Source organism: Psychrobacter sp. ASPA161_9 (genome assembly GCF_051970275.1).
In the GTDB taxonomy this organism is placed as follows: Bacteria; Pseudomonadota; Gammaproteobacteria; order Pseudomonadales; family Moraxellaceae; genus Psychrobacter.
On sequence record NZ_JBEFNI010000002.1, the window covers coordinates 280,946 to 296,116 of the forward strand.

General features: G+C 38.6%; 10 protein-coding genes. 5 read left to right on the plus strand and 5 right to left on the minus strand.

Features of this window, described 5'->3' with window-relative positions:
• The first annotated feature begins 128 nt into the window (after positions 1-128).
• From ACTQ9S_RS04265 to ACTQ9S_RS04275, 3 genes are read left to right on the plus strand one after another with little or no spacing between them, the layout of a single operon-like run.
• Positions 129-665 (plus strand): hypothetical protein, encoded by a 537-nt coding sequence (locus tag ACTQ9S_RS04265; protein ID WP_440453935.1) that lies wholly within the window; start codon positions 129-131, stop codon positions 663-665.
• A 2-nt stretch (positions 666-667) separates the two neighbouring features.
• Complete coding sequence (locus tag ACTQ9S_RS04270) at positions 668-3,118, plus strand: hypothetical protein (protein WP_440453937.1); 2,451 nt, start codon at positions 668-670, stop codon at positions 3,116-3,118.
• The gene (locus ACTQ9S_RS04275; RefSeq protein WP_440453939.1) at positions 3,106-6,546 is read left to right on the plus strand and encodes a tyrosine-type recombinase/integrase; all 3,441 of its coding nucleotides are present in this window, start codon (positions 3,106-3,108) and stop codon (positions 6,544-6,546) included. Before ACTQ9S_RS04270 ends, ACTQ9S_RS04275 begins: the two co-directional genes overlap by 13 nt.
• Positions 6,547-7,440: 894 nt before the next feature.
• Here the strand turns inward: ACTQ9S_RS04275 and ACTQ9S_RS04280 are convergent.
• The 3 genes from ACTQ9S_RS04280 to ACTQ9S_RS04290 all read right to left on the minus strand — a co-directional run bounded on the left by ACTQ9S_RS04280 (position 7,441) and on the right by ACTQ9S_RS04290 (position 10,375).
• On the minus strand, positions 7,441-8,844 hold the full coding sequence (locus ACTQ9S_RS04280; protein ID WP_440453941.1) for an FAD-binding oxidoreductase: 1,404 nt from the start codon (positions 8,842-8,844) through the stop codon (positions 7,441-7,443).
• A 755-nt stretch (positions 8,845-9,599) separates the two neighbouring features.
• Positions 9,600-9,845, minus strand: coding sequence for a hypothetical protein (locus tag ACTQ9S_RS04285; RefSeq protein WP_440453943.1), 246 nt, complete (start codon positions 9,843-9,845; stop codon positions 9,600-9,602).
• A gap of 278 nt (positions 9,846-10,123) precedes the next feature.
• Positions 10,124-10,375, minus strand: a complete 252-nt coding sequence (locus ACTQ9S_RS04290; protein ID WP_440453945.1) for a hypothetical protein — start codon at positions 10,373-10,375, stop codon at positions 10,124-10,126.
• A 1,321-nt stretch (positions 10,376-11,696) separates the two neighbouring features.
• Here ACTQ9S_RS04290 and ACTQ9S_RS04295 point away from each other — a divergent pair.
• Positions 11,697-11,966 carry a type II toxin-antitoxin system HicB family antitoxin gene (locus ACTQ9S_RS04295; RefSeq protein WP_440453947.1) on the plus strand — a complete coding sequence of 90 codons (270 nt, stop codon included), beginning with the start codon at positions 11,697-11,699 and terminating at the stop codon, positions 11,964-11,966.
• A 630-nt stretch (positions 11,967-12,596) separates the two neighbouring features.
• Here ACTQ9S_RS04295 and ACTQ9S_RS04300 read toward each other — a convergent pair.
• Positions 12,597-12,848, minus strand: a complete 252-nt coding sequence (locus ACTQ9S_RS04300) for a cation transporter (protein ID WP_440454045.1) — start codon at positions 12,846-12,848, stop codon at positions 12,597-12,599.
• Between the two features lie 36 nt (positions 12,849-12,884).
• Here ACTQ9S_RS04300 and ACTQ9S_RS04305 point away from each other — a divergent pair, with 36 nt between their 5' ends.
• Positions 12,885-13,433 carry a manganese efflux pump MntP gene (locus tag ACTQ9S_RS04305; protein ID WP_440453948.1) on the plus strand — a complete coding sequence of 183 codons (549 nt, stop codon included), beginning with the start codon at positions 12,885-12,887 and terminating at the stop codon, positions 13,431-13,433.
• Positions 13,434-13,905: 472 nt separating this feature from the next.
• Here ACTQ9S_RS04305 and ACTQ9S_RS04310 read toward each other — a convergent pair whose 3' ends face one another.
• Positions 13,906-15,171 (minus strand): type III PLP-dependent enzyme, encoded by a 1,266-nt coding sequence (locus ACTQ9S_RS04310; protein WP_440453950.1) that lies wholly within the window; start codon positions 15,169-15,171, stop codon positions 13,906-13,908.

Below are 15,171 nucleotides of genomic sequence, written 5' to 3' on the forward strand. Positions count from 1 at the left end.
TATAGTCAAGATAATATCTTTAAACAATAGTCAATTAATGATTACACGACATTTAATGTCGTGTAATATAAACTAACGATTAGAATCGACTTTTTGAGTAGTGGAAATACAAATTTAAAAGCTCGTAAATGAATTGGATTTATAAAATCGAGAAATTATTAATGAAAAGCATCACACCAGAAAAACTTAAAAAAAAAGAGATATATGTAGCGCCTGAAGTCATACCACTATTTGAAATTCACTCCAAGCTGATATACCCTCATCTCGAAGACTGTCATCTCATAAACGAAAGAAATATTGCGTTATCTAAGCCTTCACTTTTTATAAAAGATGAGAGGGCATTAATTTTAGGACATAATTTTGAGCTCTATAATATACTTAAAATGACGGATGCCACTGATGAAATACTTAAGCATAAGATGTTATACAGTGAGATAAGTGCTGAGTTTTTTAGATTTGATTTGGCTTTTTATGAATTAATTTATAGTATCTCTAGATACCATAAGTTGGTGAATTTAGAGCATGTATACAATGAGCTTAGGATTTCATTATCATTAGAGATATGTCAGGAACTATTCGGGAAAAATAACTTTGGCATAGCTACATTCTGTAGCCTGATAAATTTGCCAGAAAGAACTTACTATAATCGAATTGAGACAAACTAGTCATGGTTAAAAGCTATGAAATACCTGATACAAGTCAGTTGATAAGCATCTCAATTGGAGAGTTAATAAAAACGGTTCAACAAATAAACCGAAAACAAGTCTTCGTAGATCGACACAACATAGCTGAAGCTATTGTTGATATCGTAAACATTATTCATGTAGGTTATAAGGAACACAAAAACCCAATAGAGAAAATTCTACTAGTTTTGAGAAATAACTCTATTTCACGATATGACATAGATATCTCTAAATCAGGTTTAGCTAAAGAACCGCTTGCAGTACAAATTTTTCTGCTTATGCAAAGTGTGTATATGAATAGTGAAAAAGGTGGGAGACAAAAAGTGTTATGGCTTGCTATCGCCATGCATACCGCGGTTTTATTAAAACATCATAATAAAAATACGACGTCCGATAATATTCTAATGCAGTTAAAGTTGGCTGTTTTTTTTACCACTGAAAGTAGACGTTGGATTTGGAATGAACTACCTGACTTTCAAAGCAGTCTTCAAAACAGCATACCCTTTTGTGTTAAAAATATTTTATTAACATTAGCTGGTATTTCAGAGCGAATTGAGCAAGAGCTGCCTGATATTGCTAATAGTACTGTTTTGGATTTCATTAAGGCGGATGAGGATAAAGATAAGGGCAAGGGTGAGAATCTACTAAAGACAAAAAATGGCCAAATTCAAAAGATCTTGACCGCTTACGAGCAGGCATACTATCCAAATGCTAGAAGAAAAAGTAAATCTAAAAAGGATGAAAATAGTGACAAGAAAAAGCCTATTGGTAAGCCAATCAAACTTTCAGATGAGTCGCCAAGTTATACCCCTCCTAATGAGCCAGCCCCTTATCGCTGGGACACGCCAAAAGACGATATTGAACACTATAGTCCAAATTTTAATACTGCATTCTTAGAGCCAGAAACTGAAATAAACGAGGGTTTAACGCCAGGCTTTGAAGAGACATTAGATTCTTACGATACGCCTTACATAAACTATGAACAGCTGCCAAACGAGTTGATTAGACACTCCGCACCGCTGCAAACCATTGACTTATCACTACAGCAAAACTATATCTCTCAACGTGAATTGGCGCTCAATTCCAATACCCGACTGTTATCTTTAGCCGGTTATCAGGTTCTATTTAAGTCACTAAGCTCTGCTGCCAAAAAACTACAGACTGCGCCTGCTGATACGGATGCTCTATGTGCTGGAATCTTGCTACTGTCTTTAATAACGGCGATACCAGTTGAGTCGTTAAGCACTGAAGGCTATATAAGGCATTCTAAAACTTTTAACATTGGTAGCAGACGGGCTTATATTCAGCATCGTTTAGGAATAACCAAGCGCTCTGATCTGTTTGATGAAGAAAAATATGAAAATAAGTCAGATGAAGTAAAAATCCCTATACCGTTTTGGTTAGTTACGGCGCTTACTAATCACCATATACCCTCAAAAGAGGCTTTTACCGCTTCTTTAAAGTCACTGCGTAAAGACTTAGAGCTACCATATTTATCGCTCGCAAGAGTTGAATCCGCATTGCACGTCATTTTATCTCGCTATACACCTAATTGTAGCTCTCATATTGCCAATCTTATATGCCGGACGCCTGCACCCCATGCAGCAGCAATGTATTACAGTAGTCACAGCAGTGAAGCAATAATAGCCCACTATAAGTCCGCATTGTCTGTTTTAAACGGTGAAAGCGATTTTGATTTGTCTTACATCACTCCTTGGCATAAATATACAGTGGGCTCAAGCTTTGCTCTTAAGCTGAGCTATGTCAGTGAGTTTATAGAGCAACTACGACAATGGGTTCAAAGTAGTCTGACAATGGATGAGCACTTTGATAGAACTAGCATCTATACGTGGTTTGTATTCTGTCTGCTTACCGGCATAAGACCTAATAATGGAATCGGTAAAATAGCAGATATAGATCTGGATATGGGTTGGCTGCTGATTGATGATAAACCCAGTAAAAGTGCTAGGAATCATCGACTAATACCCTTATGTTCAACCCTCATAAAACACCTTAGAAACTATGAAAATTACCTTGTCAGCTATCAAAAAAATAATTTAATCAAGCGTAACCTTAGTCGAGATATTGATCAGATTCGAGCTGGTGATGAGGTCTCACTATTAAGAGTGCTTTCATATAGTTTTGATAAATTAGTACCTATCAAACGCGGTGTTGTTTATGCAATGACTAAAGGTTTTATTGAATTGAATCCTTATTGGACACGTCATTTTGTACGGACGCAACTGGAGAGATTAGGAGTGAGTATTACTCTGATAAACGGCATTATTGGCCATGAAAAAAACCGACAAGAAGTTTTAGGTAAGTTCTCATCACTTAGTAAAGCGCAACTAAAAGCAGTGGGTAAAGCGCTTGAGGATATTGCTGGGCAATTGGAGTTAAATGATGAGGCTTGGTTACCTAAATGGTCAGTTTAAGTTCTAAAACGATGTTAGATGAGATGCTGCATACAATAAGCATGCTCAAAATAACTAAAGATTTTGCTAAATTTAATCGCAGACGCAAAAAGTATGTGCTTTTAGACAAGCCCAATGAGCCAACTGAAGAGCAAAAGTTAGAACAAACTAGATATCAGCTATTAGCCGATTTGCAAACCAAGTGGAACCAAATACGGCAGCAGACGCCTGGTAATATGAACTGGCAACGATTCACTATTCAGCAATACCAACAAGCCTTAGATCCTAAGAATAAACAATTCATACTACAAGATCAGCTAATCAGCTACCTCGATTGTAAATGGTATCTGTGGGTTAACGATTTTAATAAGTTGCAACAGCTCAAACTTAAGATTCAGCCTTTATCTAAAAAAGGCTTTGAGGAGTTTAGAGGTTTTGCGCTTGAAAGAGTGCGTAAGCAATGTAAGACAGAAAAAGAGGTGAAGCATGCGTGGAGAATTGTAGCGGAGTTTATTAATTATCAGAATAAGCATTTTATGCTTGCTGAACACTATTATTCCGTATTAACACCACCCAAAAAAGCAAAGCTAAATCCCTTGGTTATTAATACCAACTGGGTCACTGAAGGTAAGGTTTTAATTAGGATTATTAAGGCGATTAAAGCACATTGGAGTAATACTACTGAATATAGCAGTCAAGAGATTATAGGATGGTTGTTATTCTCGGGTATTATTTATGGTGGCATTAACGATAGGCATTTGCTAGAAGCTTGGTTACATGAGTTGATTACTAATCAAGCGCGTCCATTTATCAAGGAACGGGTTTATTTATCTATTCGATATGAACAAAGAGGTTATGGTAACGAACGTATAGAAGATAGCGATACTATCTACAATACCAAACAAGTCATCTTAGATTTGGTCAGTCAGTGCTGGTTAATGCGTTATAAGGCTCAAAATAATAGTGAGATTGATACTCAAAATATTATAAAACAGTTATCTCAAAATCGTATCAAAGAATATGTTTTTAATGTTTTGTCTCCTGTCATTGAACCTTTGGCCATTGAGATGCCTACCTTTACTAGACTACTGCATTACGCCAGCTATCATTGGGAGATGTTAGACGATATTGACATAGACCAAGCATCAGTAACCATCTTGCAAGGACGGCAAAATCATACAGGATTGGTTACTACCGGTTTTGAACAGTATCTAGATAGAAGATATAAAAATCAGTCCGTCCAATATGACTTAGCAGCAGTTCTAAAGTTATCAATTGACTCTACTGATGATTCAAAAAAACCAGCTATCAGTAAGCATAGTCGGGCCAAAGTGAGGAAGTCAGATCTAATTGATAAGGTTAAACGTGCATTTGAACTTAGTAAAAAGTATAAGTTAAAAGCACCTATTAATCGTTTAGAGTATAAGCAAGTCACGCCATATATCCTCGATAATATTACTTATAAATCATTAGGATTTCAAAATTGGAAAGTGAGACTGACCTTAAATGCTCGTATCATAAGGCTATGCAAACAGTATGATGATCTAAGTGAAAACATCTTGTTGATGTGGATATACGACTTACTGAATCAAAAAAAAGCTCCATCACATGATTCCATAATAAAATATTTCTCAAATGTTGGTTATGAGTGGTTATATTTTACAGTAGGTCAGCCACTTAACGACTGGACAGAGGAAGATTTTGAAGAGCTTTATGATGATATTTTAGAATATAAAATGTTTGAACGCGGCAATAAAGATATCAGCTATGGGGCAAATTTATTTCAGCGGATGCATAAGCTTGCAGAGTCAGAGTTTGGCTTGGTTTCAGTAGTTATTCAGCAGGCTGGAAGCAACCGCCGTGTACGATCTGAGCTTGTCTCTCCGCAAGCTTATAACGCCATAATTAGACAGCTGTTTAAGTCTGTGGATGTCCTAGAGATGGAGATGTTCGTTTTACTCTTTATGCTGGTATATCGCACAGGTATGCGTAAAAAGGAATTACTTGGTCTGCGCTATATAGATATAGAGGTACTATCTCAAGGTCAGCCTTCCGTTATTGTTCGTCCTAATAAATATCGCTCTACTAAAACACAAGGTAGTATTAGGCGGATTGCTGTTTTTGCACTTCTCAAACCACAGGAGTTAAGTTTTCTTATCAACTATGTACAGAGCAATATCGGTAATAATCCTAACAAATTTATATTTACGCTATCAAACTCTCATCAGCCCGTTGATGACCATGTCCCGCTACAACTGCTTAAACAGGTACTAAAAGATATATCCGTAGAGCAAGAGTCGCCTAATTTCACTTTTCATGCGTTTAGACATACCGCCGTTAGCAATCTGTCTCTAGTGCTAAATGGTAGAGATGACTTAATAACAGCATTAACGGACTACGACTCTGATGATGTGTCACGTATCAAGCGTGGATTGATAGGTGAGCATATCGAAGAATCAGACCGCTGGTATGGACTGTCGGGTATTATGGGACACCTGTCTCCACAACGCAGCTTTGAATATTACAATCATATTGCGACGCTAATGGCAACGTATGAGCTGAGCTTTGCAAATATATATATGCCTTTTAACACGTTTAATAATATTACAGGCATCACAAAGAAGCAGTTAAAAGAAAATAAAGCTACTATCAATAGTGAGCAAGTAAGCCTAACAAGCATCCGAAAACTCTTGTTTAAAAAAACCATAAAAGGAAGTCGCAAATCACCAAGTTTCGTTATTGAACAAGCCTGCATTCAGAGTCTACATGATATGTCACCAGCTACCAGCACTGAGCTTTTCATGCGTTATGGCATTAATCGAATAGAAACATTTTTAAATGTCTCGGATGTATCAATGCTAATAAATGACGCGGCGCGTTTGGCTGATCTAAGTATAAATGATGCAAAAATATTGGCTAGACGAGCTTATAAAGTTACTAAGCTTGTGACCAAAAGAGATCAACCACGATTTGTGAAACTAGGGGAGTCTGGAGAACCACTATTAAGTCCTCTCAATATTCAGCATCAAAGTGACTTTAGAATGTTGTCTGTTCTTCAAAGCAAGGCGCGAGATCTACGCATAAATACTCCAGATGACTGGCAATGGTTTATTGGTATTTGCAGTCAAAAGCTAACAATAACGACAGCTTCAGTATCTTTCTTAAAAAGTGAGAATGCAGATTTAGTGCGCTTTATACAGATCGCTCAAACATTGTTACCGGCTAAAAGTTGGCTGGTTTCTGGGGCGCAAGAAATCATTTCTAAACGGTGTGATGAGCAGGTAATTAAGGGGTTGTGCCTTTACTATAAAAAATCTGTCACAACTGTGCATGTCGGTATCGCTCATCGTGATGCAAGAGTGAATCAAGGTAAATGGAAGTTTTCGCCGTTATTGAGGTATTTTGTGCATATGATGATGATTTGTGATGAGCATTTATCAATTGCGTGACAGTTATTTTGGATGAATGAAAAAAATTCCAATCATCTAAGCTTAGTGAAATATAGTAGCTGTTTTATCTTCCAATTATTCTATATTTTCACTCTCAACCCGTGTTACACGTCTCTTTGATAGTTTAGATTGAAATGGGAAAGGAATATAGTCAAGATGTTTTCTAAGCGTAAATATTAATCATCAAAACCAATAGTTAAAAAAATAGGAATCCACAAGTATTGACCTTTGCTGTCAAATCCGTAGATATTAACTTAGGATTTTCTGATTAGGCAACATAATGGCAGAGTCCATTGATTAATCTTTAGTAGACTTGCTCAAATAAGCTTTAATATACATCATTAGCTCAACAGTCTAATACAAGTGATTCCATGACACCGGTCTATTCTGAGTAGTCTATAAATGTATTTACAGATGCAGCAGACTGGTTCCTTTAGGGTATACCCATAATGATACTAAGAATCTATTAGTAAATGCTGTCAAGCACCCAGACGTCAATTTGGAAAGCATTAATCAAGTAGTCTGCTGTCACTTTCAAAGGGCGACTTTGCCAAATATCAGAAGTCGATTACATATTACATGTCGCCTATCAAAAAATCGTATAACCGCTTATAAAGCAAACCCAGATGCTCCCATCATTAGTTCTTCAGGATTGGCATTGACATGTGACTTACCATGAGGTCAATCCTGAAAAACATTAATGTAACTACATCTGATTGCTTGGCTCAAATATCTTATAGGATAGGTGAAGCCTTCGTTAATCTCCCTTTAGCCTTTAGCCTTTAGCCTTTAGCCTTTAGCCTTTAGCCTTTAGCCTTTAGCCTTTAGCCTTTAGCCTTTAGCCTTTAGCCTTTAGCCTTTAGCCTTTAGCCTTTAGCCTTTAGCCTTTAGCCTTTAGCTAGGCTTAATATTCTGATTCATGTGTAGCACATTATCTGGATCCCACTCATTCTTAAGGGCAGTGAGCCGCTCAAACGTTGAGTCACCGTAGGCCGCGCGCACTCGGTCTACACCCTCATCACCGCTTAGGAAGTTGACATAAACACCACCAGTCGAAAACGACGTGACTGCATCAAAAGCCTCGCGTGTCCAACTGATGTGGTGCTCGTCTTCCTCAGCTTCGCGCCATCGCGACTGAATGTTTAGTACCCAATTTGCATCGCGGTGTGGATAAGGGGTTGAATCAGCTGATTGGCGCGCCACAGCGCCTCCGAGCGAGAGCATGCCAATAACTGACTCCTTGGAGGTCATAGTCGTGGCTTGCTTGCATAATACATCAATGCTGTCGTCAGACAGCTCAGGTAAGTAGTGTGCCTTCCAATAATTGCGTGCACCCGCATTACCCGTGGCGTCGAACGCAGACTGAAATGCAGCATAAGGTTTCATCCCCACCGCGTCTACAATTGGCTCGCCAATCTGGCGCAGCGGAGCTAGCGCCGCCTCACTTTCAGACGGATCACCCATGTGGATCAGTGCAAGTAGCAAGATCATCTTTCCGTGGAACGCTTCAGGAATAAACGGTGCAGGCGGCGCATGTCGCATTACGACCAGACATGACACTTCATCGGACGCATCATGCATTGCTTTTGCGACCGCATGTAGCACTGTAGGAGCATCTTTGAAATCGTGAATCACTGGCCCCGAGAGCACTTGCGGGCCGACCGCATGTAACTCAAACTCAAATGCAGTAATGATACCGAAGTTGCCGCCACCCCCACGAATGCCCCAAAACAGCTCGCTGTTATGATTGGCATTGGCTTGCACAAATTCACCTTTAACACTGACTAAATCAACCGCGCGTAAGTTGTCAACGGTCAGGCCATGTTTACGCGATAAATAACCGAATCCACCGCCCAGAGTAAGTCCAGCAATGCCGGTTGACGATATGAATCCGACTGGTGTCGCTAGACCGTGTGCCTGTGTTTCGCGATCTAAATCATTGAGCAGTGCACCAGGCTCAACTCTTACTATATGCTTTTGTGTATCGACTTGGACTGAGGTCATGTCGGCAAAGTCGATCATCAGCCCACCTTCGCAGACTGCGTTGCCAGCAACGTTGTGCCCACCACTTTTTATCGCAATCTCAAGCGTGTTCTCGCGCGCAAACCCTACGGCTAACATCACATCGGCAGCACCGCGTGGACGGACAATCAAAGCTGGTCGCCGATCGATCATCGCGTTCCAGACTGTACGTGATTCATCGTAGAGCGGCTCATCAGGTAATATTGCTACGCCACGCAATTTTTCACGGAGGATAGCTAGTGTTTCTACAGAGAATTTTTGCTCTTTGATGTTCATGATGATTCCCCTTCAATTTATTAACGCTAAAAGCAGTATTAGATAGCTTCCGATCGATTCGGATTCCCACTAGCAATAGGTCTTTAAAAGTGGGACTTAGTCTGTGCGGCGGCAAACATTGGTAAAAGAAGTTGAGAGGGCATTTAGCCTGTTTACTAAGTATAACTTTATACGCGCTTATCCCTGATAACAAGAATTCGTTTGTACGAATATAATGAAGCTGGGCTACAGTCTTATATGAGGTTTATTGCTCGATCTCAAATTAGTTTTTAGACAATGTACTATCAAGGCAAAAGCGCTCGTTAGAGTAAAGCCATAGTAGAAGAATGGTAAATCTAAGCAAGGTGAGGATTACAAGAAATTTTCTGTACGGATCGAGTCTGACCTATTAGATGAAAGCAAGTAGGCATTTTACTTGTCCTATCTTCATAAATTGGGTTTTCAGCAATCTTAAAATTAACAATAAAAAATGAAAATGTTTAGTACATATTGTTTAACAGGTTGCAAAAGCTAGAAGCCAAGCACCGTATATTTTGTATGCTTACATTTATTCTTTATATTCGCCTAACCGGATATAAAGAATAAATGTAAGCATACAAAATAGTGGACGGTACATTGTTAAATATTGAGTTAGATTACGACTAAACTAGAGTTCAGAAGGGTTTAGACTTTTATCGCTAGGCTACTTGATTAAAATATCCCAAGTTAAAGTCTACAGGTTTAATAGCATAGGTTAATATGATTATTCAATCTTTTTAGAGTCCTACTTCGACCTGTGTCAGCTCAACTATCTTAATTGGTACAGCGAACAACCACTCTGTACCACTGGTACACAAAAAACTGCCATTATCAAAGGACACAATACGAGCCGTAAAGTCATTGTTAACTTGATCTGACATGGCCTCTTTATCGCTGGTGTCAGCTACCGCACACCATATCTCTTTATCACCACGATTTAACATCGCACGGGTTAAGTCACTACCGGTTAATTTATTGTTCACTCTAATTACTCCTAGTTGTTGGCTATGATGGTGATTAAACGATGAGAAGACTCTGTAGTAGAGTCTCCTCATCGTTATAATTCGTTGACCATCTCTGAAACGCTGCCTTTAATAACACTACCATCAAACATGGTACGGCAGACATATCTAGCCATATATACTATAAGCTCCTATCATTTTTATATATTGTTATTGGTATGAACTGTCTTTTTTTTAGTTTAAGCGGTAGAAAAGTAGTGAACATATATTTAATTTCACTTGACTCTAGTTTAGTCTGTTTAAAGTCCAACTTCGACTTGTGTTAGCTCGATCTTTTTGACAGGTATCGCGTATTGCCATAAATTACCATTCTTACAAACAAAATGATCGTTGTCGAAAGACACAATACGAAGGATGTGGTGATAGTCAGCGTTATTAATAGCAGCCATAGCATGTTCATCGCCATCATTACTTACTGCGCACCACATGTTTTTGTCATCACGAGACAACATCGCTCGCGTTAAGTCACTGCCTACTAATCGAGTATTCATATCTAAACCTTTATTTATTAGTCCTGATTACTTAATTTTAAATTATACTTTAACAGCTCGATTGATGTTTATATTTTTTTATTGTAGTGTCTCTTAAGTAAATTGATTCTAGTCATGCTAAGCAAGGTGAGGATTAAAAGCAATTTACTGCACGGATCGAGTCTGACCTATTAGATGAAAGCAAGCGGGCGTTTTATTTGCCTTATTTTTAGAAATTAGGTTTTCAGCAATCCTAGCAATTTAGTATCAACTAATAAGAACCTGCTTTTTTGAAGTACAGCACCCTATTGCGGAGGAAACTTAAATCAATAACCTAAGGTATTAATGTTTCGATGTTTACCTACTGATAGGTGTTGTAAGTGTACATTGGAGTGTACTTTACATAAATATTTCGAACATCACTTTTACAGAAAAAGATGATTCACGTATAGATTAAATATAAAAAAGTATTAAGGGGTCAGTTATGGAAAGTAAGAAATTTGTTGTACGAGCTTTGGGAGTGAGTGCTTTAATTTTTGTATTGACTACCATATTTGTGACTAGTTTTTTTGATATGTTGTAGTCAACCTAACTATTGATGTTAATTTGATATTGAGTTTGGCAGTTGCTAAGTATAACAAGCTCTCATATATCCAAATATAGGTGATGCCGCTGACCCAGAACTTGTTAAGCCGATCGGTATCAAACTTCTGATCTAGCAGGTTTGAATAGATCAGCTTATTTTGAGTTGGTGGTGACTTTAAAGTGCTTATGGACAAGGCATTTGATTCCGTACTCTCCTTTAAGGCTTCTAACCATATATTGACTATATAATGACTTTGAGTTCTCAGATGTGGTTTGAATTTTATCGTCAGGCTGCGTGACTAAAATCTCTCAAGTAGAATGTTTACTGGATTGACAGCATAGGTCGAGATCTCTAATGGTAATAAGCCAATATTAAGATGTCATACAAGAAAGTACTAAAGGATGACTTAGGAAAAAGCGAAATTTATATATCAATAATTAAAGATCTCCGTCAAATACAAGTCAATTATTCATAATTCTATTTTAAGTATTAGAAAATTATTGTCGTAAGCTAGAGACTTTTATAAAAAGTCGTGATTTAATTAAAGTTATGTAGAAAGATGGTTGGTACGAAGTAAGTGTTATTGGTAGTTATCACCATTTTCAAACATGCTAATAAAATAGGAAAAATTACTCTTCCTTATCCAAAGAAATTTCTCCTAAAAGGTACCGTTCAAATTATTTTAAAACGGGCTGGGTTGGCTATCCGACTTGTTTATTTTCCAATACATAAACTTAAGATTATAAGGAGTGGAGGATGAAATATCCCATAGCAATTGAACAAGGTGATGACAATACTGCGTATGGCATCATTATCCCAGATATAGCGGGCTGCTATTCAGCTAGTGATGAGTATGAAAATATTCTGAAAAATGCTAAAGAAGCTATTGTGCTCCATATAAGTGGCATGATAGAAAATGGCGAACCAATTCCTATGCCTACTGATAGTAACAAATATAGAGATAACCCAGATTTTGAGGGAATGTCTTGGGCAACGGTCGATGTTCAAACAGATGAGTTTTATTGATGAAGTTGAATAGTAACCAATATACGCAATAGATAAGAATTGAGCTGGACCGCCTCAAAATTGTCGGAGACTTAACTTTCTGAGAGAATACGAGAATGAAAAGAGAAAACTGTACTCCTATGATTAAAGAGTGAACCGTTCGCATACTTATTGATGCATCAAATAACTGTCCTTTCACATTGTCAGCCATTAAAGCTATTGCCCCTAAAATTGACTGCACACTTGAAACTGACCCCTGCTGTCAAATCTATACAAACAAACTTGGGGGATTAGGGAGGGGCCGCCATTGCGTGAGTATTAGTTTTTAAAAAGAGCGCTGTTAATAGAATCCTTCCCAAAAGCTAATGCACATACGGCGCTAATATCAGAAAACTTACTATACTGCTGATTTATCAAGGCACTCTCCTAGACACAAAACCATGCAATTCAGACTTTATTAACTTCAACAGATATATGAGCAAGCTGTGGTAGGAATTCTGATAATAATTTTTTGTATTCTTCCGTACTCAAAGGGGATGGTGAGGAAATTAAAAGGATGGCAGCTTAGTAAGTTGACGCTATTTCCCATACATGGATGTCGTTGATAATCGTATTTTTCTCATTGAGTATCTGCGATATCTTTTCGAAAGTTCAAACATCAACAGATTTGTCTGAAAGCACGCTGCTCGATTCTTTGATTAATCCATAATACCAGTGAAAAATCACTATTACTCCGACAATTACCATGACAGGATCTATCCAGACTATGCCCATGTATTTACCGGTAAGCAAAGCCGCGATAGTGAGTACAGAAGTAAGGGCATCTGCTAAAACATGTAAATAAGCAGCTTTCATATTGTGATCATAATCATGATGGTAGCGGCCATCTTTCAGTATAAAAATTAAGAATAAGAATCTCTCAAAAGGTACTGTTTTATTGTGCTAGAAATACTGTTATTGGCGTTAGGACTCGCTGCGGATGCGTTTGCCGCTGCAATCGGTCTTGGTTCCACTCATAGAGCTGATTCCAAGCCACAATTTATAAAAATGGCATTAATCATTGGATTATATTTCGGGGTTGCTCAGGGGGTGATGCCGCTGATTGGCTATGCGCTTGGCTCTACCTTGCTCGGTTGGTTTTCTGAGGGAGCGGCTTGGATTGCTTTTGTCATATTGGTAGTTCTTGGAATCAAGATGCTCTATGAGTCGCGTTCAGTTAACGATGATGATACTCGGATCAATTTAAGTCATAAAACGTTGCTGTCGTTGGCTATAGCCACCAGTCTTGATGCGATGGGCGCAGGTTTTACATTAAATCTATTGTCAGTTAATGCTTATTTGGCATGTTTAATCATTGCACTTACGACAGCTATTTTAAGTTTTTTTGGGGTTTATATAGGACGCCAATCAGGAACCTGGCTGGGCAGTTGGGCAGAATCTCTAGGCGGTTTGGTGTTGATAGCAATTGGCGTGAATATTGTGGTTTAAACTCAGTCTTATACTTAATAGTTTTCAGTGCCTAACAGAGAATGAGCATACCACCATTTCATGTTCAAAATTACACCGCTGTGTACATTGAGATGCTATAAATAATTTAGGCTACTGATAACAATAGCACACAATCACATATTCAAGTCTTAACTAGAGAAACGAATCCATTTTGATAACTCAATTACTGTCTAATATATGTTGATTAGATAAGCAGTACTTTCTGCACGGTAAGAAAAGCACTAATTTTTGAACACATATTTCACTGTTTTCAGCAGACTAGGCGAGTATCCATAAACAACTTGATCAATGGACAGTAATTAATAACTGACCGACTCAAATAGATTAGTCTCCGATATAGTTAGGCCTGGTCATACTAAATGGGCACGAATTTTTAGACACTGATTCTATAAATACAATAGCGTCGTTGCTTAAAAAATATAGCACTATTAAAGATAGGTACTTGTTATTTTTACAAAAAAACCATTTTGGGTGGCTGATGCATCAAGAAGTTTTGGTGAGAGATATTCCAAGCATAAGCGCCTGCTAAGGTAAAAACTAGGTAATCGCCGATATGCAACGCTTTAATCCATTGGTCTTTTGCCAGTATGTCTTTGGGAGTACAAAGCTGACCGACAAGGGTTGCCTTGGTGTTGATGATGGCGGCTTCCTCTATCAGACTTTCTTGCGGTTCGGTCTCCATTGCTTTGCTAATGCCGCGCGGCATGATGCGAAAAGGATGATTGTGCTGTTGCGCGGCGGGCGTTCTAAAATGGTGGGTGCCGCCATGACCAATCACAAATATCTCGCCAAGATTTTTTTTGATATCCAGTACCTCCATGACATAATAACCACAGGGCGCGGTGATAAAACGTCCAATCTCAAATCTTAAAGTAAACTGAAGATTTGCCGTTAAGATACTCGCAAGCTGCTGACAAAACACTTGCCACTCAAAATGATGCGGATGCTGGTCATAGTGAATACCGATGCCGCCACCAACATTAATGGTCAGTGATGAGGGCAACGACGGATAATCGTTCTGCCAATTCTTGACCATATCTATATAGCGCTGCATTAACAGCAGATGGCGCTCGACTGATAATTGATGCGACATTAAATGAAAATGAAACCCACAGAACTCAATGAGTGGGCTTGAATCTATGATATCTAATGCTTGCTTGAGATGGGTTTCATCCAATCCAAAGGGTGTAGGCTTGCCGCCCATGACCAGCTTACTGCTACTGATATTACCAATATCAATATTCATCCGCAAAAATATACGGACGGGAAGCTGCAAGGATTGACTGAGGGTTTGGATTCTAGTCAGCTCGATCAGGCTTTCCACATGAATGGTATCGATTTGCTGTTGCATGGCTTGCTGTAAATCTGAGGTAAGCTTCCCCGGTCCACCAAAAATAATAGGATGATTCGGTTGGTGGGCTTGCAGCCAATTTAGCTCGCCTGCAGAAGCGGCCTCAAAACCATCCACATGCTCTGCCAATGTTGATAGTATTTCAGGCTCAGCGTTGGCTTTGATGGCATAAAACAGCTGCGTGTTATCAGGCAGGCAGCGCTTCATAGCTGTTATACGCTCTTCTAGAGCTTCCAAGTCATAAATATAAGCACAGAGCGGTGACGGCTGCGCACCATAATTATGGATACAGTCAATTATTTTTTGAGGAAGCGAATGCTTATCTGATGTCTCGATTAAGTGTGTTGTTGTCGCGTCTGTCATCAT